At 38.1% G+C, this 24,042-nt stretch carries 24 protein-coding genes; 14 read left to right on the forward strand and 10 right to left on the reverse strand.

Translation table 11 applies throughout. From position 1 onward, the window contains the following. Positions 1-237: 237 nt before the first annotated feature. Entirely contained in the window at positions 238-1,071 is an 834-nt protein-coding gene (locus I6F40_RS04965) for a mechanosensitive ion channel family protein (protein WP_010553100.1), read from the reverse strand. A 370-nt stretch (positions 1,072-1,441) separates the two neighbouring features. On the opposite strand from I6F40_RS04965, the gene I6F40_RS04970 reads away from it, so the two are divergent. The 6 genes from I6F40_RS04970 to I6F40_RS04995 all read left to right on the forward strand — a co-directional run bounded on the left by I6F40_RS04970 (position 1,442) and on the right by I6F40_RS04995 (position 10,737). Then, positions 1,442-1,828 carry a hypothetical protein gene (locus I6F40_RS04970; protein WP_165741090.1) on the forward strand — a complete coding sequence of 129 codons (387 nt, stop codon included), beginning with the start codon at positions 1,442-1,444 and terminating at the stop codon, positions 1,826-1,828. A 331-nt stretch (positions 1,829-2,159) separates the two neighbouring features. Beyond that, the gene (gene gss, locus I6F40_RS04975; protein WP_197192576.1) at positions 2,160-4,028 is read left to right on the forward strand and encodes a bifunctional glutathionylspermidine amidase/synthase; all 1,869 of its coding nucleotides are present in this window, start codon (positions 2,160-2,162) and stop codon (positions 4,026-4,028) included. A 136-nt stretch (positions 4,029-4,164) separates the two neighbouring features. Next, positions 4,165-4,533, forward strand: coding sequence for a DUF2237 family protein (locus I6F40_RS04980; RefSeq protein ID WP_165727644.1), 369 nt, complete (start codon positions 4,165-4,167; stop codon positions 4,531-4,533). Between the two features lie 235 nt (positions 4,534-4,768). Continuing rightward, positions 4,769-5,293, forward strand: a complete 525-nt coding sequence (dps, locus tag I6F40_RS04985) for a DNA starvation/stationary phase protection protein Dps (protein ID WP_166378003.1) — start codon at positions 4,769-4,771, stop codon at positions 5,291-5,293. A gap of 624 nt (positions 5,294-5,917) precedes the next feature. Further along, positions 5,918-8,842, forward strand: coding sequence for a TonB-dependent receptor (locus I6F40_RS04990; RefSeq protein WP_197192577.1), 2,925 nt, complete (start codon positions 5,918-5,920; stop codon positions 8,840-8,842). 155 nt (positions 8,843-8,997) lie between these two features. After that, entirely contained in the window at positions 8,998-10,737 is a 1,740-nt protein-coding gene (locus I6F40_RS04995) for a SulP family inorganic anion transporter (RefSeq protein WP_197192578.1), read from the forward strand. A gap of 52 nt (positions 10,738-10,789) precedes the next feature. On the opposite strand, the gene I6F40_RS05000 is transcribed toward I6F40_RS04995, so the two are convergent. Further along, the gene (locus tag I6F40_RS05000; protein ID WP_024590248.1) at positions 10,790-11,467 is read right to left on the reverse strand and encodes a glutathione S-transferase family protein; all 678 of its coding nucleotides are present in this window, start codon (positions 11,465-11,467) and stop codon (positions 10,790-10,792) included. 177 nt (positions 11,468-11,644) lie between these two features. Between I6F40_RS05000 and I6F40_RS05005 the strand changes: the two genes are divergently transcribed. From I6F40_RS05005 to I6F40_RS05020, 4 genes are all read left to right on the forward strand, one after another. Further along, positions 11,645-12,415, forward strand: a complete 771-nt coding sequence (locus tag I6F40_RS05005; RefSeq protein WP_166377997.1) for a DUF1223 domain-containing protein — start codon at positions 11,645-11,647, stop codon at positions 12,413-12,415. A 306-nt stretch (positions 12,416-12,721) separates the two neighbouring features. After that, a complete protein-coding gene (locus tag I6F40_RS05010) occupies positions 12,722-13,402 on the forward strand; it encodes a CsgG/HfaB family protein (protein WP_166377995.1) in 681 nt (226 codons plus the stop codon). Then, positions 13,402-13,749 (forward strand): DUF4810 domain-containing protein, encoded by a 348-nt coding sequence (locus tag I6F40_RS05015; RefSeq protein ID WP_166377993.1) that lies wholly within the window; start codon positions 13,402-13,404, stop codon positions 13,747-13,749. Before I6F40_RS05010 ends, I6F40_RS05015 begins: the two co-directional genes overlap by 1 nt. Before the next feature lies 1 nt (position 13,750). Continuing rightward, positions 13,751-14,428 carry a DUF799 domain-containing protein gene (locus I6F40_RS05020; RefSeq protein WP_166377991.1) on the forward strand — a complete coding sequence of 226 codons (678 nt, stop codon included), beginning with the start codon at positions 13,751-13,753 and terminating at the stop codon, positions 14,426-14,428. Between the two features lie 136 nt (positions 14,429-14,564). Here the strand turns inward: I6F40_RS05020 and I6F40_RS05025 are convergent, their stop codons facing one another. After that, the gene (locus I6F40_RS05025) at positions 14,565-14,873 is read right to left on the reverse strand and encodes a hypothetical protein (protein ID WP_166377989.1); all 309 of its coding nucleotides are present in this window, start codon (positions 14,871-14,873) and stop codon (positions 14,565-14,567) included. 182 nt (positions 14,874-15,055) lie between these two features. Between I6F40_RS05025 and I6F40_RS05030 the strand changes: the two genes are divergently transcribed. Beyond that, positions 15,056-16,414: a serine hydrolase domain-containing protein gene (locus tag I6F40_RS05030; protein WP_166377987.1), complete on the forward strand. Its 1,359-nt coding sequence runs from the start codon at positions 15,056-15,058 to the stop codon at positions 16,412-16,414. A gap of 164 nt (positions 16,415-16,578) precedes the next feature. On the opposite strand, the gene I6F40_RS05035 is transcribed toward I6F40_RS05030, so the two are convergent. Beyond that, positions 16,579-17,400, reverse strand: coding sequence for an AraC family transcriptional regulator (locus I6F40_RS05035; RefSeq protein WP_166377985.1), 822 nt, complete (start codon positions 17,398-17,400; stop codon positions 16,579-16,581). 126 nt (positions 17,401-17,526) lie between these two features. Between I6F40_RS05035 and I6F40_RS05040 the strand changes: the two genes are divergently transcribed. Continuing rightward, positions 17,527-17,997 carry a YHS domain-containing (seleno)protein gene (locus I6F40_RS05040; RefSeq protein ID WP_008165251.1) on the forward strand — a complete coding sequence of 157 codons (471 nt, stop codon included), beginning with the start codon at positions 17,527-17,529 and terminating at the stop codon, positions 17,995-17,997. 110 nt (positions 17,998-18,107) lie between these two features. Here the strand turns inward: I6F40_RS05040 and I6F40_RS05045 are convergent, their stop codons facing one another. The 6 genes from I6F40_RS05045 to I6F40_RS05070 form a co-directional block, all read right to left on the reverse strand. Continuing rightward, positions 18,108-18,449 (reverse strand): YajD family HNH nuclease, encoded by a 342-nt coding sequence (locus tag I6F40_RS05045; RefSeq protein ID WP_166377983.1) that lies wholly within the window; start codon positions 18,447-18,449, stop codon positions 18,108-18,110. Positions 18,450-18,486: 37 nt separating this feature from the next. Next, positions 18,487-19,419 carry a hypothetical protein gene (locus I6F40_RS05050; RefSeq protein ID WP_166377981.1) on the reverse strand — a complete coding sequence of 311 codons (933 nt, stop codon included), beginning with the start codon at positions 19,417-19,419 and terminating at the stop codon, positions 18,487-18,489. Positions 19,420-19,504: 85 nt separating this feature from the next. Then, a complete protein-coding gene (locus I6F40_RS05055; RefSeq protein WP_166377979.1) occupies positions 19,505-20,119 on the reverse strand; it encodes an acyl carrier protein phosphodiesterase in 615 nt (204 codons plus the stop codon). A gap of 153 nt (positions 20,120-20,272) precedes the next feature. Next, positions 20,273-20,767 carry a hypothetical protein gene (locus I6F40_RS05060; protein ID WP_166377977.1) on the reverse strand — a complete coding sequence of 165 codons (495 nt, stop codon included), beginning with the start codon at positions 20,765-20,767 and terminating at the stop codon, positions 20,273-20,275. A 254-nt stretch (positions 20,768-21,021) separates the two neighbouring features. Beyond that, positions 21,022-22,332: a type II toxin-antitoxin system HipA family toxin gene (locus I6F40_RS05065; RefSeq protein WP_166377975.1), complete on the reverse strand. Its 1,311-nt coding sequence runs from the start codon at positions 22,330-22,332 to the stop codon at positions 21,022-21,024. Then, positions 22,322-22,627, reverse strand: coding sequence for a helix-turn-helix domain-containing protein (locus I6F40_RS05070; RefSeq protein ID WP_166377973.1), 306 nt, complete (start codon positions 22,625-22,627; stop codon positions 22,322-22,324). Before I6F40_RS05070 ends, I6F40_RS05065 begins: the two co-directional genes overlap by 11 nt. A 409-nt stretch (positions 22,628-23,036) precedes the next feature. On the opposite strand from I6F40_RS05070, the gene I6F40_RS05075 reads away from it, so the two are divergent. After that, the gene (locus I6F40_RS05075; protein ID WP_166377971.1) at positions 23,037-23,420 is read left to right on the forward strand and encodes a hypothetical protein; all 384 of its coding nucleotides are present in this window, start codon (positions 23,037-23,039) and stop codon (positions 23,418-23,420) included. A 241-nt stretch (positions 23,421-23,661) separates the two neighbouring features. Continuing rightward, a complete protein-coding gene (locus I6F40_RS05080; protein WP_024593336.1) occupies positions 23,662-23,907 on the forward strand; it encodes a DUF4235 domain-containing protein in 246 nt (81 codons plus the stop codon). Positions 23,908-24,042 lie beyond the last annotated feature (135 nt).

The raw sequence follows: 24,042 nt of genomic DNA on the forward strand, positions 1-24,042 counted from the left end.
GTCCTTCATACAGTTTGATTTAATGGGTCAATAGTTTTTATGAGCTTTAAAGCTAAAAGCGACTATGCAAATGCAAAATAAAGACCAGCCATCCAACCTAGTAAAAAAGGGCTGTACAGATAACAATGTAGTATTTGAAGTGGTTTATAAAAGAAAAGGTTACACAGGTATGTAACTTTTTCACACAAAAAAAGAGCACTTAAAAGTGCCCTTAGGTTTAAATCGTTTTAAATTTAGTTAATCTTTGCTTTCGTTAACTAAAATAACTTTACGATGTGGGAAAGGTATTTCGATGTTGTTTTCATCCAGTGCTTTTTTAATTAACTCTGGCACCGTGTAAAGAATATCGAAGTAATGCTCGCCCTTACAAAAAGGTCTTACTAAAAAGTCTACTGAGCTGTTGTTAAGAGTTTCTACTTCAACAAAAGGAGCTGGATCTTTTAGTATGTGTGGGTGCGCTGCAAGTACGGCATCTATAACTTTACGTACAGCCGTTGTATCTTCACCGTAAGCAACACCAAAATGCATATCCACACCACGAATTGGATGATGTGAATGGTTTATAATTTGCGCGCCCCAAATTTGACTATTTGGAATAATAACCTGTTGGTTATCGAACGTTTGTAAAATAGTAGTAAACATATCTACTTCTGTTACTTTACCAAAACGCCCTGCGGCCTCAATAAAGTCATTCACTTTATAAGGTCTGAAAACAAGTAGCATAACGCCTGCGGCAAGGTTCGACATTGCACCTTGTAACGCCAAGCCTATAGCAAGTCCCGCAGCACCTAGCAAAGCAATAATAGAGGCCGTTTGTACACCAAAGCGATTTAACACAGCAATAATAACGAACGCTAATATGATGTAGCGAGCCATACTGCCTAAAAAGCGAAAAAGCGTATCATCAAGATGAGTGTATTTATGGCATAAGCCAATAATTAAATTGCGTACTTTGCCTGCCAGCCATAAGCCCGCAAGTAAGATTGCAATCGCTAGTAATATGTTGGTTGCCCACGTAATTGCAGCGGGTAAATATTGATTTATATCAATGTTGTTTATTATGTCTTCCATTGTTTTTCCTGTTTTAAAAACTTTTAACTGACTTCAATCCATACTAAGCGCAATAGTTTAACAAAAAATTAACTAAAGTACGACTATAGGAGTAATTTAAAACATAAAGAAAGAGCGTTCCCTCAAAACATGTCATCGCTCACGTAAATCTTTCAACACATAATTTTGCTTTAACCCTTGGTCTACAGCTTAAATAATTCAACTTTAACTTGTTCATAAATAAAGCTAATACCCGAGATAAATCTCGGTTAACTCTCTTAATTTTCTAATTACTGCTGGCACTCATCTATAAATTTACCGATAATCTCACCTAAGCGCGCATATATTGGCGAGACAACACAATTGGATGAAATTAAAACAAAGGATTATTATGAAAAAGTACTCAATTTTACTTACAGCGGCAACACTTACTGTACTTGCTGGTTGTTCAACATCTGTTGCAGTAAGAGACTTTGAACAAAACCCTATTCCACAAACATCAACAATTACCAACAGTGAAGCTGACGTAGAAAAAGGCATTCTAAAGGCATGTATTCAGCTTGGTTGGAAGTGTACGCCTATGAGTGAAGGTAAAATAAAAGGTGTACTGGATATTCGCACACACCAATTAACTATCGATATTGCGTATAACAAAACGGCATACTCAATCAACTATAAAGACTCTATTAACTTAAACTACAACGGCAAAAAAATTCACCGCCAATATGTTAATTGGGTATCAAACCTAATACGCCATATAGATGCTGAAATGATTTAGCAGCGCGTTAACCTGCTTTACATATTATAAAAATCACTAAATATGAATAATAAAAGTGGAGAAGTTACCTATAGCTTCTCCATTTTTTAATTGAGATTTAAACAGTAACAATCACATCAAAAATATCAATAAATTTCAACTAGTTACAAGTAAAATAAGCACCAAGCCTAACATTCTTAGTAAAAGTACTCTCCCGTATTTTCACTCTTTAATGAATGAGTGATTTTTTACTTATCCCCCTTCGTAAAAACATATTTTATATCTTGCTATAACGCAGTTTCGCTCATATAGTCAGCAAATTATCACACCTTTATTTTGAACATCTTTGTTTATGAAATCTTCTGCTCCTGCTAGTGATTTTGGTACCTTATTAGGTTATGCACCTGGTAATGTTGCTGTTTACTCATCTGATTATGATACGGCTGACGAAAGTATTTATCCTAATCGTAGCGCCTACCGTAGTTACCTTGATGGCATTTACATGGGCTATAAATGGCAATGTGTTGAGTTTGCACGGCGATGGATGTATCTCAACCATAGTTATATTTTTGATGATATTGCTATGGCTTACGATATTTTTGAGCTGCGTTCTGTGCGCGATGTAAATAGCCAAAACAGACTGCCACTAAACGCGTTTAAAAATGGTGCTAAACATCATCCGCAAGTAGGTAGTTTACTTATTTGGGAGGAAGGCGGCGAGTTTGAAGAAACAGGCCATGTTGCTGTCGTTGTTGAAGTGCACGAAGATAAAATACGCCTTGCTGAGCAAAATGTAGGACATCAAATATGGCCAAAAGATCAAAGCTGGTGCCGTGAACTAAAAGCAAAAGTAACTAAAGATGGCGACTATTGGATTGAGTGCTCTTACAGCGACGCCACTATTTTAGGCTGGATGACACAAACTGATGAAACAGAATATGCTGAGCCAACGTCTGAGCTAAACACTGATTTATTTATTATAGAAGCCCATAAAGCAGTAGATACAGGCCAAGCAAACAAGTCATGGTTAAATATTGCGAATGACGATGAAGCTGCCTACGTAGAAATGATGCAAGGCCATAAACTTACATCAGTAGCTGCGGATCAACATAATTACTTTGCGATATCTCAAACGGCGCAGCAAAGCATTGAGCATGCAACAAATGAGCTGCATGGCTTATTTATGCATGCAACCGACTATGTACTGCAGCACCCTGAGTTATTAAAAAAGTTTAATTTACCCGATGTTGTGATTAATAAAATTCGCCAATCGTGGGATAACCGCTTAAACCAATTAATTACCAGTCGGCTTGACTTTGCTTTAACAGCAGCCGGTTTAAAAGTTTACGAATACAATTGCGATTCGGCATCGTGTTACATGGAAAGCGGCAAAGTTCAGGGTAAATGGGCAAAACACTTTGGTGTTAAAACAGGTGTAGATGCAGGCCAAAATTTATTTAAAGATCTCGTAAAAGCATGGCGTAAAAGTGAGGTGAAAGGTCTTGTTCATATTCTGCAAGATGATGAACCAGAAGAGCATTACCACGCATTATTTATGAAAGAAGCCATTGAAGCCGCGGGCTTTGAGTGTAAGTTAGTAATTGGCTTAAGCACACTTCGCTGGAATGAATCAGGCAACATAGTAGATGAAGACGGCGCACAACTGAGTTACGTGTGGAAAACGTGGTCGTGGGAAACCGCACTTGATCAAATTCGTGAAGAATGTGAAGCCGACCAATCATTAGGTGATAACTTTGAACCACAATTCAAAATTGGTGAAACGCCACGCTTAGTCGATGTACTGCTGCGTAAAAACGTCATGGTATTTGAACCGCTGTGGACATTGATCCCAAGTAACAAGGCTATTTTACCAATACTGTGGAGTTTATTCCCTAATCATAAATATTTACTTAATACCGCGTTTGAACTTAACGACGAGTTATTACAAACCGGTTATGTAGTTAAACCAATAGTAGGACGTTGTGGTGCTAATATTCAACTTGTTGATGAACAGCAGCAAGTTATAGAAAAAACAATGGGGCACTTTGCCGAGCAAGACCAAATATACCAACAACTATTTGCACTGCCTAAAGTAGATGACTACTTTGTACAAATATGTAGTTTTACAGCCGCCGGAAAATACTCTGGTGGTGGCGTACGTGTTGATAAAAGCATGATCATAAACGGCCATAGCGATTGTATGGCACTGCGTATTAAATAAATAATACTAAGCCCGCAATTTTGCTGCGGGCTTAAGTTTGTGTAGACCCCCTTCCCTCTTTTAAGTTTTATAGCTATCTCAAGCGAGTTACTCCTGATAGAGTAAATTTATTAAACACCACAAATTAAGGTATTTCATGGCGAATCAATTTAATGTACTTGGCACACGTTTAAAACTATGTTGCGGTAATGGTGGCTACACACGTGAAGGATTTTGTTATGTACCAGAATCAGATCTTGGCAATCACAGTGTGTGTGCAATTATGACTGATGAGTTTTTACAGTTTTCAAAATCACAAGGTAACGACTTAATAAGCCCAAACCCCCTTTACGATTTTGAAGGTTTAAAAGCCGGTGATAAATGGTGCTTGTGTGCAGTAAGATGGCTTCATGCTATTGCAGCGAGCGTAGCGCCACCAGTGGTACTTGAAGCCACAAATAAAAAATCATTAGAAATAGTGCCGCTCGATGTTTTAAAAGCGCACGAATATATAGCCAAAGTTTAAATACACTTAAGCGTTATTAAATTAAAGTCTGCAGATTTTACAAATGTATGCAGGCTTTTCAAAAATTCAATCATCCCTCCAGCCTCTAAAATCTTAAATAAAAACATAACCCCATGTTTTTAAACAGATTTTAAAAACAATCAACTTACGGCATAACAGTTGCTTCATTAAGTTTAAGTCATGCTCATAACGCAACATATTATATGAGCAACACATTACTTAAGTAGGAGAAATTATGAGTAACAATAACGAATCAAACAAAACAACTAAATTTACCGCGCCAGGTATGAGTGACGAATCAGCTCAAAAAACAATAGCTACGCTAGATAACCGCATGGTTGCATTGATAGATTTACAGCTTACTTTAAAGCATATTCACTGGAATGTAGTGGGACCTAACTTTATTGGCGTACACGAAATGATAGACCCACAGGTAGACATTGTGCGCGAAATGACAGATACAATTGCAGAGCGAATTGCGACTCTTGGTGGAGTACCCGTTGGTACGCCTAAATCAATTGTAGATCGTCGTACTTGGAGCGAATACTCAGTAGGTAAAGGGTTAGTAACCGAGCATTTAGCCGCACTTGATAAAGTATACAACGGCGTTAATGGCGATCACCGCAAAGCAATTGAGACTCTTTCTGAACTAGATCCAGTGTCTGAAGATATGATCACCAGCCAACTGGCTGATCTAGAGCAATTTCAGTGGTTTATTCGAGCCCATTTAGAATCATCTACAGGCGAGTTAAAAAGCTAATATATTTAATTTAAGAAAGCCCAGCATTAATATGCTGGGCTTTTTTTTGCGTAAAAATCACTCTATTTATAATAATATATAGATATGTATCAGTAAGCTCTAATACAAAATTCATATAAAAACAATAGAAAATTGGTATTACCAAAACAAATAACCAAAATAAAATTGAATGATTTTACACTCCTCACTATTTCGCAAATTTATAAGCCATACCCAACCTTTAATGAATACCTCATTATTTTAACATCACTTAAAAAGCAAACTAAACACGTATAAAATCACATCACAAAAGCTCAAAATAGCATCTAAATCTAGGTTAAATAGTACAAAAAATATAAAAAAGCGCCTTTGGTAAGCATACTTTAATAAAATTCATTCAAAATATTAAAAATAAAAACACATCATAAGCCATTAAATTTATTAAGTATAAGCAAAATAAAAGAATATTTTGTAATACACTTTGTGAATTTTTGGTAAACAAAGGTTGTAATAAAAGCTGAATTGGACTAATTTCAACCATACCACCTGTATGACACACCACAGGGAAATAGCAGTTAAATTGGTTAACCAAGCCAAGTAACAACACACACAATGACGTAAGTCGTACCCAAACGGGAGAGATACATGAAACTCAATCAAATTACTTCAACATTAATTAATAAACATAAAAGAAGTAGCTCTACAACAATCAGTGCAGCAGCCCTTTTATTAATGGCTTCTTCTACTATTGCAGCGCAAGAGGCTCCGGCAGCTGCAGATATTGAAGTTATTGAAGTAAAAGGCATGCTAGGTAGTATGAAAGCCGCCGCTATGCTTAAACGTACTGACGGACGTATTGTAGATGCGATTGTTGCTGAAGACATTGGTAAGTTACCTGATAATAATATTGCAGAAGCACTGCAACGTATTACTGGTGTATCTATTAATACCGATTTTGGTGTGGGTGACAGTGTTTCGATTCGTGGCTTACCTCAGAACCGTGTTGAATTAAACGGTCGTTCTACTATTGGTGACTCTCGTGACGGTATTAGCTTACAAGATTACCCATCAAGCTTCTTAAAAACAGTAGAAGTAGTTAAGTCTCCTACTGCCGATATGATTGAAGGTGCATTAGGCGGAACAGTTAGCTTAAAAACAGTTCGCCCATTAGAGTTAGATAAACTAACTGGCGCAGTTTCATTAGATGGTGAATATGCAGATAAAACAGAAAAAGTAGCGCCTATTTTTAGCGGTTCACTTGGTAACAACTGGGACTTTGACGAAATGGGTACCTTTGGTGCCATTGCTATGTTTTCGTATCAAGATCGTGAAATTCGTCAAGATGAAACGTCTAGCCGTGTTAAACCCCAAGACATTGATATTAATGGCCAAGAAGGTAATACACCAAGTGGCAACGCTATCGTACGAGACGAGCACAGTGTTGAGCAATATGTAGAACAACGTAAACGTACTGCTGTAAATTTATCACTTCAGTGGGCACCGCAATCTGGCAATGGCATGGTGTATCTAGATTTAAGTGGCACTAAACGCTCTGGTGAGCAAAGTGGTAACTCTATATTAGGTGTTGCAGGTTCACTATCAACAGATGCAAATACAACTCAAGATGCTAACGGCGTAAATAATTACACGCTAACAAACGAATTTGGTATCCCTAAAACATACAGTGACTTTCGTGAAACTGACTCGTTTTCAAACGCACTTGGTGCAGAGTGGAACCTTACTGATAGCATAAAAATCTCTGGTGAAATTGCAGTAGCATCATCAGAAAGCGTAAGACCTGATTCTGAATTTACACTTCGCCCAATCGAAAAATCAACATTCGAAGCAAGTGGCGGCGTTGATCTAGTAAATCATTTATATGATGGTGCATTTTCTCAAGATGGTAATAAATTACCTAGCATCATTCATTCAGATCCAAATGCATTTACTGACCCACAAAACTTAGCACTTCGTACGTTTAAAAGTGAAGATAGAAGAACAGACAATGACGAAACAGCTATTCGTTTTGATGTTGAAATGTTTGAACCTCTCAGCAGCTTAAGCTGGGTATCTAAAGTAAAAGCAGGTGTCCGTGTTACTAACCGCGATTACGAATATGAGCAATACAAAGTAGAAATTAAAGACATTTACAAAAATGCATTTAACGACTCAGATGGTTCATTAGCTACTTTATGGGTTGATGACTACAACGCTGCTTTTTCAAATAGCTTCACAACAGTTAGCCACGACAACTCTTTTGACCAATTAGGTCATTCGGGACAAAATGACCTACTAACGTTTTTAAGCTACAACGGTTTATCTAACCCTGCAAATACTTACGCTCAACTTCAGCAGTTACTTGCAGGTACTAACCTAGCATCAACAGGTAGCCTTTCAGATAACCAAGAATTTCAAGAAAGTGCATACCGTAACGTGGTTGAAGATACAGCTGCGGTGTACGTATCGGCTTACCTAGATTTTGATAACATCACTGCGATTGTGGGTGGTCGTTATGTGACTACAGATTTAGAATCAAGCGTGTTCCTTAACGGCGAAAAAGTAACTGGCGACAATGACTACAGCGACTTTTTACCAAGCTTAAACGTTACGTATAACTACTCAGACGAAACATTATTCCGCTTTGCTGCTGCAAAAGTTATGCGTCGCGCTGACTTTAGCGAGCTAAGTCCTGCGTTTGACGTTAATAACGATATTACAGGCGCAACGCAAGGCTCTATTGATTTAGAACCATACCGCGCAACACAATACGACTTATCTGTAGAGCATTACTTTGATGAAGGTAACGTACTATCTTTTGCTGTATTTTATAAAGATGTTGAGTCTTTCTTAAGTAACGAAAGCAGCTGTCAGGCTTCTTCAAGCACTTCAACTGGTCAAAACGTAACTCAATGGAACCAAGTATGTCAGCTTGACGTTGCAGGTGTTTCACAAGACAACCTAGTTTACTCTGATGCGACTGACTACCCAGTAGATGCAGATGGCTTTAACCATGTTGCAGGTCTGCGTGATGCAGGACTAACGGGTATCGATACAGTTAAAAATGTAAATGGTGAAAACGGCTCAGTACAAGGTTTTGAAGTGGGCTACCAACAGTTCTTCACAAGTTTACCTGGTGCATTTTCTGGCTTAGGTGTTAATGCAAACTACACGTATGCCGACAGCGAACAACCAAACGGCAACCCACTATTAGATATTTCTAAAAATACATATAACTTACAAGTATTTTGGGAATACGAAGGGTTCTCTACTCGTATCGCTTATAACTACCGTGACAGTTTCTTAGATACTGAAAACGAAAAACGCGTAGAAAATATTAACTCAGATGGCAGTATTTCAGCAGAAGGCACTGTTTACGGTAATAACTACCGCGACGACAGAGGCCAGTTAGATTTCTCTGCAAGCTGGGATATTAACGAAAATATTACGCTAGTAGGTAATGCGACTAACTTAACGGGTGAACCTTCAATCTACCTATCTGAACTAGGTGGTGCTTGGAAGTACACTGAAGCGGATCGTCGTTATAGCTTTGGTATTCGCGCTAAATTTTAATTTTCCCTGAAAGCTAAAGCCTGCTTTTATGCAGGCTTTTTTACGTCTATAAAAAAGTGGCTTTATATTACGTAAAAAACACTCCCTCCTAGCTATACTTATTTGAATATTAAATTTACTATCAAAACGTTGTAACTATTAGCAAGGATACTGAAGTGCTGTCGCGTTTATATAATTTTATGCCGGGTTTAGATACATTGCTGCACTACGAGCGACAATGGTTTGCTGATGATGTAAGAGCGGCGCTATCGGTAGCTGCGGTAGCTTTACCTGTTGCCATTGCTTACGCACAACTAACCGGTGTTAACGCCGCCGTAGGGTTATATTCTTGCATACTGCCAATGATGCTATATGCTCTTTTTGGCACTTCTAAACAATTAATAGTCGGACCTGATGCCGCCACCTGCGCCGTTATTGCAGCAGTAGTAACACCTCTTGCTGCAGGTGACAGCTTTAAGCATTGGCAACTTGTTGTCACCATGACCGCTATGACCGGCTTTTGGTGCTTTATAGCCAGTAAATTTAAGTTAGGTGTATTAGCCGACTTTTTATCTAAACCTATTTTAATGGGATTACTAAACGGCGTAGCTATCACTATTATTGTGGGTCAATTTTCCAAAGTATTCGGTTTTACCTTTGACGAACGCTACTTACTTGAACGCCTAGGCGGTGTACCCACATACCTAGCGCAAACACATGTTCCAACCTTACTAATGGCTTTGTTTACACTGGCGGTTTACTTTGCCATGAAGCGCATAAGACCCACGTGGCCTGCGTCTATGTTCGCCATAGCTTTTGGTGCGCTTTTGGTATGGATTTTTGATTTAAAACAACTTGATATAAAAACCATTGGCACCGTAACTGGCGGGCTTCCCGTTTTTAATACCCCTGTTTTTGATTTAGGGATTATTCGTGAGTTAGTGGTACCCGCACTTAACTTAGCCATCGTGAGCTTTGTAAGTATGATGCTAACTGCCCGCAGCTTTGCAGCTAAAAATGGCTACGACATAGACGCCGATAAAGAATTTAGAGCGTTAGGTATTGCCAATATTGCGTCGGCTCTTTCGCAAGGGTTTGCAGTCAGTGGCGCCGACTCACGCACCGCTGTTAACGATGCAACAGGTGGTAAAACGCAGTTAGTATCAATAATAGCAGCGGCCATTATTGCGCTCATAGCCGTGTTTTTAACAGCCCCACTTGAATTTATTCCAAGCGCAGCGCTAGGTGTTGTACTTATTATTGCCTCTGTTCATTTACTCGATTTAAAAGCGGTTTGGCAATTAAAACGAAAAGATAAACAGGCATTTTATCTCGCCTCAGCCACCTTACTTGCGGTGTTATTTATTGGCGTTATACCAGGGATCACACTTGCTGTATTACTGGGGTTATTTCAATTTATTCGCACTGTTATGCGCCCAACCGACAATATACTCGGCGTAGATGTTAACGGTGTAGTAAGAAGTTTAGACGCCACAGATAAAGCAAAATCGGTGCAAGGCGTGTTTATCTATCGCTTTAATTCACCTTTAACTTACTTTAATGCCAGCTACTTTAAACGCAGATTACTTGAGCAATACGCAAGACAAAAAGACGACACTCAATGTGTAATAATTGACGCTGTACCCTGCTTTACTCACTTAGATTTAAGTGTAATGGCCATGCTTGCCGATCTCGACGTTATATTTAAAAAGCGCGATATAAGGCTTGAACTTGCAGGCAGAAAACGCCAGCTGCTCTCATGGTTTGATATTGCAGGAATGAAGTCAGGAACAGAGGGTATATACATTCACTCAGACCTATACATCGCCCTAAAAAGAAATAGCGTAAGCCAGCACACCGAGGAAGTTAATTTATTCGTGGCAGATGAAAATAAAGAGGCGTTAACACAGCCATAAAATACTAAACAGCAGATCAGCTAACTGCTCTGCTGTTTATATTAAGTACTTTTTATACTTTTGGGTAGTTTGAAGGGAAAAATGCTTTTTTAGCGTCTTCATCAAACTCTTTTTTAAAGGCTACATCAGTACCAATTACGCGTGCACGTGCAACCGCTGGGCGGCTATCAATGCTTTCAAACCAACGCTTAAGATTTGGATACGGTGCTAAGCCCTCTTCACCTAATACAACCGGTGCTTTATCAATCCAGCCCCATGCAGATACATCAGCAATTGTGTATGTATCACCCACAATAAAGTCACGACCCTCAAGGTGCGTATCAAGCACTTCGTAATGGCGCTGCGCTTCACGTAAATAACGATTAACCGCGTAATCAAGCCCTTCTGGTGCCATATGTCTAAAGTGTACACTTTGCCCTGAATACGGACCTAAACCAGATGCGATAAACATTAACCACGACAGCATTTCAGCGCGGTCATCGCTCTTGCCTTCTAGCTTTCCATATTTTTCAGAAAGGTACATTAAAATAGCATTCGAATCGAACACACGCGTTTCACCATCAACAATTGCTGGTGCTTTAGCGTTTGGATTAATTGCTTTAAATTCAGGTGTATGTTGCTCACCTTTTAAAGTATCAAGAGGAACAAGTTCAAACGGTAAGCCTGTTTCTTCTAAAAAGAGTGCAACCTTCATTGGGTTAGGAGTATGGTGAAAATAAAATTTAATCATGTAAAGTTCCTCAATAATTGAGCAACGATTAAAACACAACTTGAGCGGGTGTTCAAATTAAGTTTTTAATAAGTAAAATATACAATTAAAACGTGATTTAATTGTGAGTATTTCGTGATACTTCATTCGTAAATATCATTTAAGCTGAATGCAATATCAGCCTTTGCGAGAAGCAACATGCCTTTTAAAGCACTATCCCGTCCATTTTTTATCTCACTTGTTGGGTTAATAATTTTTTGCTTTCAAAGCCAAGCGGCTGAGCAAGTAACTATTTCTAGTACAGCTAATCCCACTACCTTTTTAGAACTTTACACATCGCAAGGTTGCAGTAGCTGCCCACCAGCTGAAAAGTGGATTTCAAAATTTACAGATGATGAAAAACTATGGACTGATTTAATCCCTATTAATTTTCATGTTACTTATTGGGATTATTTAGGATGGAAAGACCCGTTTGCCTCTGCTGTTTTTAGTAAAAGACAACGTACGTATAAGGCACTCGGTAAAAGTAGGATTGTAGCAACCCCAGGATTTATGGTTAACGGTAGCGGGTGGCAAGGTTGGTTTTATGAACAAGCTATACCTATAACTAAAACCCATTACTTAGGTAATTTAAAAGCGACTATAAACAACAGTAAAATTAACCTCGAATACAATACTGTTAATTCCGAAGATGATACCAAACAAAACTTAATAGCTCATGTAGCTCTGTTAGGTTTTGGTATAGAAACACAAATACACAGCGGCGAAAACGCAGGCCATAAGTTAAAACACGACTTTGTAGTTATTGGTTACGAGCAAAGTAACATGCAAACTAAGCAGCAATTATCATTAACTGACTTAACCCTGCCTCGCGCTAAAAAAATATCGCCAACAAAGCAAGCCTTAGTATTTTGGGTATCAAAAAAAGGCGACCCTACCCCACTACAAGTTGCAGCGGATTGGTTTTAAACGTTAAGGTTAATTCGCATAAAATTACTAATTAACAGCTCAGCGCGCAATAAATGTTCTTTAATATCAACTATAGAAAAAGGCTTTGGGTAATTTAAAAACTAATGAATTAGCATTGTTACTTTAAAGGATTTATTCTTTTTCAATATGTGTACCTGTATAAAACATAAATAACATTGTATTTACATCGACTTTTGTTTATAAAGTAACTTGAATGGACTCTTGAAATAAGTAATTGACTTATAAGTATAAAAATCAAGCGCCTATCAATAAAACTTCTGCAATTACCTATATGGACAAAAATTTATGCAAATTAACCAAAGCCACATTAAAACAATTGTAATCGCTGCAATTACAGCTTCGTCTTTAGCTGGGTGTGCTACAACATCATCTAAAGTAATAGAAACACCAACTGTTGCTAGCTATAACACAACCTACTCAGGTACAAAAAGCAAACTAGTCGTAGGTCAGTTTGTAAACCGTTCGAGCTTTCAAAATGGTATATTTTCCTCAGGCCAAGACCGTTTAGGCAGCCAAGCAAAAACAACACTAATGAGCCACTTACAACAAACAAATCGCTTTAGTGTGCTTGATCGCGACAATATGGCAGCCCTTGCAGAAGAAGCAAAGTTAACAGGTACAAAACAAGTTCTTAGCGGTGCTAAATTTGTTGTAACTGGTGATGTAACAGAGTTTGGCCGTAAAGCTATTGGCGATCGCCAACTTTTTGGGTTATTGGGTAAAGGTAAATCGCAAATTGCTTATGCTAAAGTAACGCTTAATGTTGTTGATGTTACTACATCAGAAGTTATTTATTCAGTGCAAGGTGCTGGTGAATACAGCCTATCAGAACGTGAAGTTATTGGTTTTGGAAGCACAGCTTCATACGATGCCACATTAAATGGCAAAGTACTCGACTTAGCTATTCGCGAAGTAGTTAACAAGTTAGTTACGGGTCTTGAAGCTGGTCAATGGGGCAACAAGTAATGAAAAAGCTAATTACCTTAGCATTTGTTTGTATTGCCCTAACAGGTTGTAACTCAACGAAAGAACCTATTTACTATTACGGCAACTATAGCACTGCCGTATACGCCTATTTAAAAGCAGATGACGTAACAGCCGAAGAGCAAATTAGTATGCTTGAACAAATTATTGCCGATGCCGCAAACAAAAGTAAAAATGTTGCACCTGGCCTACATGCTCACCTAGGTATGCTGTATTTTGAAACGGGTGATCCTTCATTAGGTACTACTCACTTCGAAACTGAGAAATCACTTTTCCCAGAGTCAGTTCATTACATCGACTTCCTTCTAAAGTCTGCTAAAGGCGCTTAATATGCTTAATTTCAAATCATACACAGCGATCGCTTTAGTCGCATTACTCGCTGGCTGTGTTTCACCTCCACCAGCACACGACTACACAGCATTTAAACAGGCAGACCCTCACTCAGTTATTATTTTACCACCGCTAAATAATACACCTGAAGTAATAGCACCATACAGTGTGATGACTCAAATGGTCGCGCCTATAGCTGAGTCCGGCTTTTATGTTTTTCCGGTTGCTTTAGTCGATCAAACCTTTAAAGGTAATGGCCTCACTGTTGCAAGCGACGTGCACCAAGTACCGGCAAATAAATTATATGAGATTTTTGGTGCAGACTCTGCGCTTTACATCACTATTGAAGAATACGGTACTAGCTATGTTGTCATTTCTAGCGAAACAGCTGTAACTGTGTCAGCTTCATTAGTTGATTTACGCACTGGCGAGCAATTATGGCAAGGCAAAGCAAGAGCCTCTTCAGCTGAACAACAAAGTAATGGCGGTGGTGGCCTTGTAGGCATGCTTGTTATTGCAGCAATTAATCAAATTGCTGAAACTGTCACTGATAAAGGCTTTGAAATCGCTGCAATGACTTCAACACGCTTACTATCGTCGGATGCATATAACGGCCTGCTATATGGCCCTCGCTCACCTAACTACGGGCAACCAGCACCAAGCGAAAAGAAACAATAACTCTCATTGTTATTCATCTAAAACTTAAAAAGGCCGAACCATAAAATGGGATTCGGCTTTTTTAATAACAGACAGCTTACTTAGCTAATTAGCTAAATTACCTTTAAGTATTCAGAGCAGATTTTAAAATAGAAGTTTAAAAACTAAAATTAATAAAAAAAGAAAAAATGGTCTTTATAAAAATACTGACTAAAAAAGCCACCATAAAAAATGCAGCAAATGCAGAAACAGCCCCACCACCGGTATACCCTGCTTTAGTTTTTTCTACCATCAACACATAAATTCCTAACACTACGCTTACCTTAAACCATAGCCAGTAATCGTTGCTAAAAAGAGGGATTGCAGCAAAGCCAATTATTGGCACTAATATTTTGGCTTCTTCGTTTTTGTGTAAAAAATAAAAAGCCATAATAGCAATATATAAAAGTGCCGTTATATCGGGCATATAAATAACTTCCTTGTAAGAAAATAATAAAACCAATAAACGCAGCGATTATACCTATTACTGAGCTCCTATAAAATTCGATAATTGTGTTTACTTTTTAGCTGTGCAATATTAAATCACTATTAAACACAAGGATTGCTAAACCTATTTACAGGTTTGGTATAAAAACTAAAAGGATGAATATGATTAAGCCATTTTATACGAGCTGTTTGTTAGCCCTCTTGCTATTAACACCCAGCCTTGTAATAGCAAACCCGACGGCCTCGCAATATCAGCAAATTCTTAACGAGAGCCTTACTGAAAACGAGCCTGGGGTATCGGTAATTATAAGTAAAAATGGCAAAGTACTTTTTAAAGGAGCGCGCGGGCTTGCCAACCTTGAGCATAACATTGCACTTAATGAGCAAAGCGTTTTACGTTTAGGTTCTATTTCAAAACAATTTACTGCCGCTGCAATTATGATGCTACAAGAGCAAGGTAAGTTATCAACCTCAGATGATATTCATAAATATGTTGCAAGCTTTCCTACTGAGGGCAACCTCGTCACAATCGAAAACTTATTAACCCATACATCGGGCATAGCCAACTACACAGATGACGACGACCTATTCGATAAAGAAATACAAGTACCCACCAGCGTTGACGATACACTCACGAGATTTGCCAAACACCCAATGGTATTTAAACCTGGCGAAGCGATGGCTTATTCAAATACCGGTTATTCACTGCTTGGTAAAATAATTGAAGTAGCGAGTGGGCAATCTTATAAAGACTTTATTGAACAAAATATATTTAAAAAACTAGGGATGACTCAAAGCAGTTACGAAGGACAAGAACTTGTTGCCCACCGCGCATCAGGGTATGAGCAAACAGAGCAAGGTTTAATAAACACCAGCTACATTAACATGGATTGGCCCTATGCCGCAGGGGCGCTTATATCTACCCCAACCGACTTAAATATTTGGTTTAGTGCGTTATCGTCTGGCAAGCTAATTAGTAAACCAAGTTATGAAAAAATGATCAGCCCTTTTAAACTAAATGACGGCAGCTTTTCATCCTACGGTTATGGATTAATTATTAAGCCTTTGAATGAATACACTGTAATTAAACACACAGGTGGAATAAATGGCTTTTTAGCGCACGCACGCTATATTCCAGAGCAAAAGCTATATGTAGCTGTACTGGCTAATTCCAACCACATAAATCCTATTTTTATGAACGAAAAACTCATCGCTAAAGCACTTGGTATCGTACTGCCCGAGTTTAAAAAAGCCGATATAACAGCGCAACAACTAGCGCCTGTATTAGGTGATTACCGAATTGATAAAAACACTTTACGCAGCCTCATTTTTGAAAATAATACTTTGTACTCACAGCGCACTGGCGGCGATAAAATAAAACTTATTACCATGTCTGACAATAGCTTTTACTATCCTAATTCAAACAATTACTTAGTAATAGAAAAGAACAGCCAAGGGCAATTAGTGATGAAACATTTTAGTGGGTTATCAATAACTCCTACTAAGGCGATTAAAATTTAATTTCAAGATTATCCAAATAACAATGCCCGAAGTTCACTCAAGTCGTAACCTCGGGCATGACTGGTTTTATCGTGATTCTGAGGTAAATTAAGACCCTATTAATTTGATATTACGAAAACCTTCACCAGATTCGAAAATGCAGCTTACTCAAAGAAACTAAAAATTTACTGCTGGCTCAATAACCACTCCTTTGGCGCTTGCCCTGTTTTTTTTCTAAATACACGAGCAAGTGCAGAGCCATTTTCGTACCCAACCTGATTAGCCACTAAATCCATATTTTGATTTTTTAAAATAAGCTTTTTAGCAACTGACAAACGCCAATCAGCCAAATAGTCAGCTGGTGTTTGCTCTATAATTCGCTTAAACGTGTCAGCAAATTTAGAGCGCGACATGCCACACGCCTCAGCCATAACACTAAGCGACCAGTTTTGCTCTGGGGTTTGGTGTATTTTTATTAATACTTTAGCCAACTGAGGATGGGCAAGCCCTGCCATCATCCCGGTTTTAATTGCGCCCTCTTCTAATACCTTGCGCAAAACACTAATTAAAAACACATCGCATAAGCGATCTATAATTAAATCCTTACCGCTGGCGTCTTTAAATGCCTCTTCAAAAATCCAAAAAGCGCTTTGATCTAATAATCCATCACCTGTTAATTCGTAATTTAAACAAAAAGGCAACGCCTGTAATAAAGGACTATGCCCTCCACTTTGATAGCTAATTTGCGCGCACACTAAATCAGCACCATCGTCCTTATCCGAAAACAAACAGTGCCCTGTAGAGTGAGGAAAAAAGATCACCGAAGGCGTTGATAAAACAACTTCAAAACCACTGTTACTGCGCACTTTTAACGTACCTGAACGCAATAAATGTAAATGCCCAACACCTTGATCGTTACTAAAATCGCTAGTACCGCACATGTTCCCACTAAAAAACACATTAGCGTTAAGTGAAAAATGACTCAGAACACTCGAAAGCACATCCATAAACGCCTCTTTGGATTATTGGTATGAAAATACAGACTAATAGACGCATATTAACCAAAAAATAACGATAAAGTACAGTTGAGTTTTAAACAAACACACTAATTAAATTATTATTTGGAGATACACATGAAATTTTCGACACTCACTAAATCAGCTTTTTTTGCAGCATCAGTCCTTGCAAGTTCACTAAGCTTTGCAGCAGATATAGACGCAAATGCAGACGTTAACGACATTGCAATTAGTGGCTACGATACCGTTGCTTACTTTACCCAAAACAAAGCGGTAACAGGCAGCTCTGAATATACTGCAACACATAAAAATGCCATTTATAAGTTCAGCTCAGCTAAGCACCGCGACTTATTTAGAGCTAACCCAGAAAAGTACGCACCACAATTTGGTGGCTTTTGTGCGTTTGGTGTATCAATGGAGAAAAAGTTTGACGTAGATCCAGAGGCTTTCAAAATTGTTGAAAACAAACTTTATTTAAATCTTGATAAATCGGTTCAAAAACAATGGCTAAAAGACGTACCTGGCTTTATTACTTCAGCCGATTCAAACTGGTTTGACATAAAAGACAAAACAGCAAAAGAGCTTTGATAAAACCAATTTAAAGTTAATTTTGAGGTTGCTTCGGTTTATAACCGTTCACCCTCAAAATGCCATTTAAATTAATAAAAATTAGGTTTAGGCTCTTAATTTAACTAATATTACTTTGATTTATTAAGCATTGCTTTTAAATCGGCAAATGGAGAATGCGTTGCAGCCCCTACTTTGCGCTCTGTAGTCGACCCGCCATACATAATATGTTCGTGATATTTATTGTGCTCATTATCGTGGCAATAAATACACAATAACTCCCAGTTACTGCCATCCTCAGGGTTATTACTGTGGTTATGATCAACATGGTGCACCGTTAATTCACGTAAATTAGAGTACTCAAACTCACGAGCACAACGCCCACACACCCAAGGGTACAGTCTTAAAGCTTTTATTCGGTAACCTTCCTCTTGCTTCACATAAGCCTGAGGTACATCGTTATTCTTACTCATAATATTCCAGTTAAATGTGTTATTTCGGTGCTCAATACTAAAAAAACTTAATTACTGACAAATCACCAAAAGAAGTATCTATATGCCGGCCTGTTTGCCCCCATGCACGTAGTACGACCATAAGTTTTTTATTGTCGGAAGTCCAAGAAATTCCACCACCGTAGGCCTCAACTTTTTCGGCGCCCGAATCTTTTAACCCCAGTCCAGGGTCTGTATTTCGAATATTTCCCTTACCTACTTTGTATTCAGCAAATACGTGAACATTATGCGGTAACGAAAACGATAAAAGCGAGCCAATACTCGCCCCGTACGAATTAGAAATTAACTTAGTGACCTGTGGTGCAGATGAATTTAAAAAGTCAGCCTGAAACACTATATTATCTTTATCCTCAAGAGATACATGCTTGAAAGACCACGCGCCAACAACACTTAATGCCACGTCAAATTTGCTGCTTAGCTTTGGTCTATTAAGAAAAAAATGCTCAAACAAAGACTCTTTATTATTGAAGGTATAAAAGTTGTGTTGCCCAGATAGCTCAAACTTAGTTGAACGTGTATTTTGCGAGAAAATTTTATCCGTTTGATTGCCGCTTAAATTGCTAGCCGTGCTTTGCAGCCCTTCAAGGGTTTGGTAGTTAAAAGTGATTTTAGAGTTTTTAAATTTTCTGTATGAAAGCAGTACATCTTGTGTTTTTGTTTCAACATTATCTTCAAAAATATCGGCTGAATAGCCAATTTCAATGTCGTTAATATCAAAAAACACACCCACACGTTGGTTGTTTATGGGCGCTAACGAAAACAGTGTTTTTTGATTACCAGCCAAGTCATCGTATATTAACGCATGGCTAGTATTTGGGTTTGAAATAGTGGTTCGTACTGATTTTAGGTCAAAGTCAAAAGCCAATACAGCACCAGATTGAAATGCCGCTAAAACAGCAAAGCTCACAATAACCAAGTAATTGCGATTCATTAAAAACACTCAAAAATTAATTTGTATTAGAGTAGCGCTTTTTTTACATTAAATAATCACAAAAGGTTAACAATTAATGAAGATATTAAATAAAGCGCTTTATGTCATTTTTTGGGGTGCTTTCAAGAGCAAACTCACTTACATGCTTAATCAGTTCAGGGAAGAATTCTAAAAAAGTAGCCTCTAGTTCGTCGTAGTTACGCGCTATATCATCAGCAGCGCCCGCAAAAGTGTTAGCAAAGCGAATGCGCTTGGCAATGTTATCCAGTGCTAACCCTATTCCCTCAACGGTTTCGTACTCTTTAAACCAATCGTTTTTAGTCATGCTTGTTACGACATGCTGCATTCGCGGGGGCATAACATTTAGGCGGTTATTTAAAAGCTGATAACTGGTGTACTTAAAATCACTTAAAGGTTGCTTGCTAAATCGTTGCCAATGCACAATTAAAAAGTGATCAAACACCACATCGATAGCCACACCCGCAAAGCGCTTATGCTCGGGTGAAAAATACTGTTTAGCGTGTTTTACTGCGCGGTGGGAGTCGGTAAATTTATCGACTAAATAGTGGTTATCGAGCCCATTTATAACCGTACTTGGCAATTGCTCTACGTGCCTTTTACCACCAAAGTCGCCCAATAAGTTCCCAAAGTGAGAATCGGCTGTAGGTTGTGCTAAATAAAGGTGAGCTAAATAATTCAAAGTGTACTCTGGCTTGGTATTAATACAGTTAAAATAATAACTTAATTGTAAGCGCTACTTAAAGTTAGATTTTATGCCTAATCAAAAAAATAGCATAAAAAAGGTGAAACTAAGTTCACCTTTCATATTAATTTTGAAACTAATTAGCTAGCATTACGCCGTAGAAACGTTACTTGCGCCTGCGTTGTTAAGTATTTCTTCAATAGCGTTTTTATTATCACTATCGTACTTAACACCAACTAATATAGAGCCTTTTTCAATGGCATCTTCATAATACTTAATTTCGTGCTCAGGGATAAACGCACCAATTGCAGCACCTAAAGTACCACCTACTGCAGCGCCTGCGCCACCAGCAGCAAATGCAGCGACTAATGGTCCGGCAACTAATAAGCCAGTACCGCCTGTTGCTACAGTCCCTACGGCAGTGAAACCGCCAATAATTGCAGCAAGAATACCACCTGAAGCTGCGCCTATAAGGCCGCCTTCAGAAGCTTTAGTACCTTCGTCTACAGCAAAATCTTCCTTTGCGTATGAGTCGTTGGCTACAATGCTTATATCTGCTTCATTAATACCTAAAGCTTCTAATCTATAAATTGCGAGTGTTGCTTGTGATGCACTTTCGAATAACCCAGTAATAACGGTACTCATAATAACTCCTTTATTTATTTAAGAAAATACACTTACTACTAAGCAAAACTCAAACCAAAAAAATTATTAATTTAAATCAATAAGATAAGACAAAAGCCATAACTAACCCTTTCATTGTTAGAGTAAAAGTTGCTAAATTTTGTAAAAAACTCCTATCTACAAAAAACAAAACGCCTTGCGAAATAAAGGGAGATTTTTATCACCCTCTTGTTTATGGTTATTACCATGTTTACCAAAAAAATTAAAAATAATAGTTAAGGGTAGCTCAACTCTAACGTACGACAACGCTCGCGAATGCGTTTAACAATAGCTTCATATATATGCTCAGGCATCTGCGTACGAAAGCCATCTTCGATTACCTTAAGCACTTTACTTTTAAGTACTTGTATCTGCTTTTCAACCATTAATTTAGGTAAGCCTATATTTACACCAAGCTGAACGAAATCTTCTTTAGTATAAAATCCAAATATATTATAAGCATCACTAAAGTCACCTTCGTCACCCTCCTCTATAGCAAGTACCCCAAAAGACATAAAACATGCTCTGTCAAATGTAGAGTAAGGTGCTAAGCTCAGCATATCGTACATGGGTGCAACTAAGTCCATAATGCGATTACTTTTATGAAGTTTCCTCTGCATAGAAAAGTTTTTTAAATGCAAATCGTTGTTACCGACAATGTGACTGAATACAACTTGTAGAAACAATTTGAGCGTGACGGCTTTACTGTTACCTGCACAACGAGATAACTTCAATAGTACGTTCTCGTAACTCAATGCATCACTATCTTTGTTTTTCGGATGAACTTGACATAGCGACGCCCCATCTTCAATAAAATAACGCTGCTGTTCATCAATAATATCAAAGCGCTTAGTTATATACGCAAGCTCTCCAGACTCAAAAGGAATAAGTCCGCAATCGGCAACATCAAAGCCAACTTTTTTAGCTAATTGCATAATAAAAAACTCGTTTTCAGGTAGATGAGGAGCAACTTCTGGCGCTGGTTTAACAATATATTGTCCTCCAGATCCAGTAGGAATGAGCTGTTTACCTTCTAACTTCATGAGTAGCTTACGCTGCACACCCGATATAGACTGTCCATTGGCATGATCAATAGCGTATTCGTTAAAGTCATCAGGGGAGCCAATAATAGTTACCCCTTGTTGTTCCAGCGTTTTAGAGGCAGGAATAGGAACGGCAACCGGTTGACGGCCTGTTAAAGTAGCTACTTTGCCTGCAACAACGGAAATGGCTCCTATTAACTCGTTACCATTAGCGCACAATAAACCAAATTCATCATTTTTATCTAGCCTTGATTTTTCTGCATGATGTTTACGCAGCCAGCCTTCAGATAATAAGTTTGTAAAAAATGGAGGCAAAATATCAAAACTAAATGGTTCACTTTTTAGTGGAAAGTGATGCCCTATTGGATCGCCACTAATTAGGTAGTTTCTATCGTAAATAAAAATATATTCTTCTTTACCCGATAGGCTCTGATCTCTATATTCAATCAGATCTCCTGCCCTGATACTGTTTGCAAAAACTGTCGCCCTACGATTAATTTCCATTACATCTTGCTACCAGTAACTGATAGTCTCCTAATACACTAAGAATAGATTCAATAGTTGATCGCTTGGCCGACTTTGGACTGTTATATGCTTTATAAAGCGTCGCTTTACTAATAGTGGCAAGCTCGCAAAAAGTATCTATAGTAATGCCATTCTCTTTGCAATATTGATGTACACGCTGCTTTAACTCAGATAAAGGAAAGGTTTCACTATCGCTCGATTGTAAGGACTCTATCCGCTCTATTTCTTTTAAGAGTGTTAAAACCTGTTGTTTCAAATTATATAAGTTGCTCATTATACTCAGCTCTTAAATCATAAGTTCGCCAAAGCGAACTAAAATAACAATAAGTACATTATAATACACCAAAGTAAATAGAAAACCAAAAAAGTACACTGTAGTAAACTTAAGTGAAAAAAAGTATGCAAATGTAAAAGCAGCTATTAAAACCACAATTAAAGTATACAATAACAAACTTAAGTAAAAAAAGTCTGCTAAAGTAAACTAACATTAAAAATAAGGTTAAAACAAAGACGCTTACCCTCTTCAAACCCCTACCCAGTTACAATTGTGTTTTATTAATTCAGTAAAGAGTCAGTCTAATTTTGTTATCACTACTGCTCATTTTTAGGTGCGCATGAATCGTAAAACGCTGTGCTAAATTTCCTTTTTATATTGCCCTGCAATCAGCAGATATAGGCCACCCATGGATTACGAAGACTACTTTTTAAGTCAATCACAGCAAGCTGCACTGCAACAAGCGATGGTCAATACCAAGCTTTTAAACAGCTCTTCAATAAATACTAACAACATGCCAACACCTGAACAGCAGGCTTATAGTGTTATTGCTGTCGCGCTTTACCGCTTTAATTTACAAAAAATAAAATGGTCATCATTTTTAAAAATAGCAATAAACACAGCTAGCAACGCCTGCCAATGGTTATCCATCGAACTTGCAAGATGCCAACAAGAATACAAAGCCCAACCTAATGACGCTGTAATAATTGAGCAAAATGCATTTTTGAACGGTATTTTTAGCGAAGAACTCGCCTACATTGACGCCTTACTAGGAACTGAAGCACAAACTTAATAAACTTCCTAAGCGTGAGTCGAATACCCTTTCAGTTAAACGCTCTGACTCTTGCCGTAATCTCACCCAAATTTTTACGTTTAAAGTTTTACGCTTAAATTTTTAAAACTTTGAGTGAGTTTTTTTATAACTGTGCTTATTACCCAAACATCTATCGGTACGTAAATTGCTGTTATTAATATTCTTACTTAAAGAGTTGCACATAAATAACGCTGCTGTTATTTATAAAAAGGAGAACATTATGAGTAATAAACAGTTAATTACGACGATAGGTATAGGGCTCGCCGCTGCATCTGCAGGTATGTTAACAAGGAAAACTTTACAAAAATCGTGGGAAAAGGTTACCAACGAACCAGCCCCAAAAGATAGACCAAGCGAAGAAACAGATCTTAAAGAGGCCGTTACATGGGCGGTAGTTTCGGGCATTGGTGCGGGCGCTGCAAGAATGGCCGTACGTTATGTACTAGACAAGCGCCGATCTAAATAATCCGTCCCTATTGATTAACACCACTCGTTTAAGAACGAGTGGTGTTTTTTCGTTTATACCTAACTGGATATTTTTGTGTCTTTGCGAGCACCGTTCGCGGATAAGCTTTTCGCTTTCTTTTCTCCGGTAATATTA

This window comes from Pseudoalteromonas sp. SWXJ133 (genome assembly GCF_015864365.1).
Taxonomy (GTDB): Bacteria; Pseudomonadota; Gammaproteobacteria; order Enterobacterales; family Alteromonadaceae; genus Pseudoalteromonas; species Pseudoalteromonas arctica.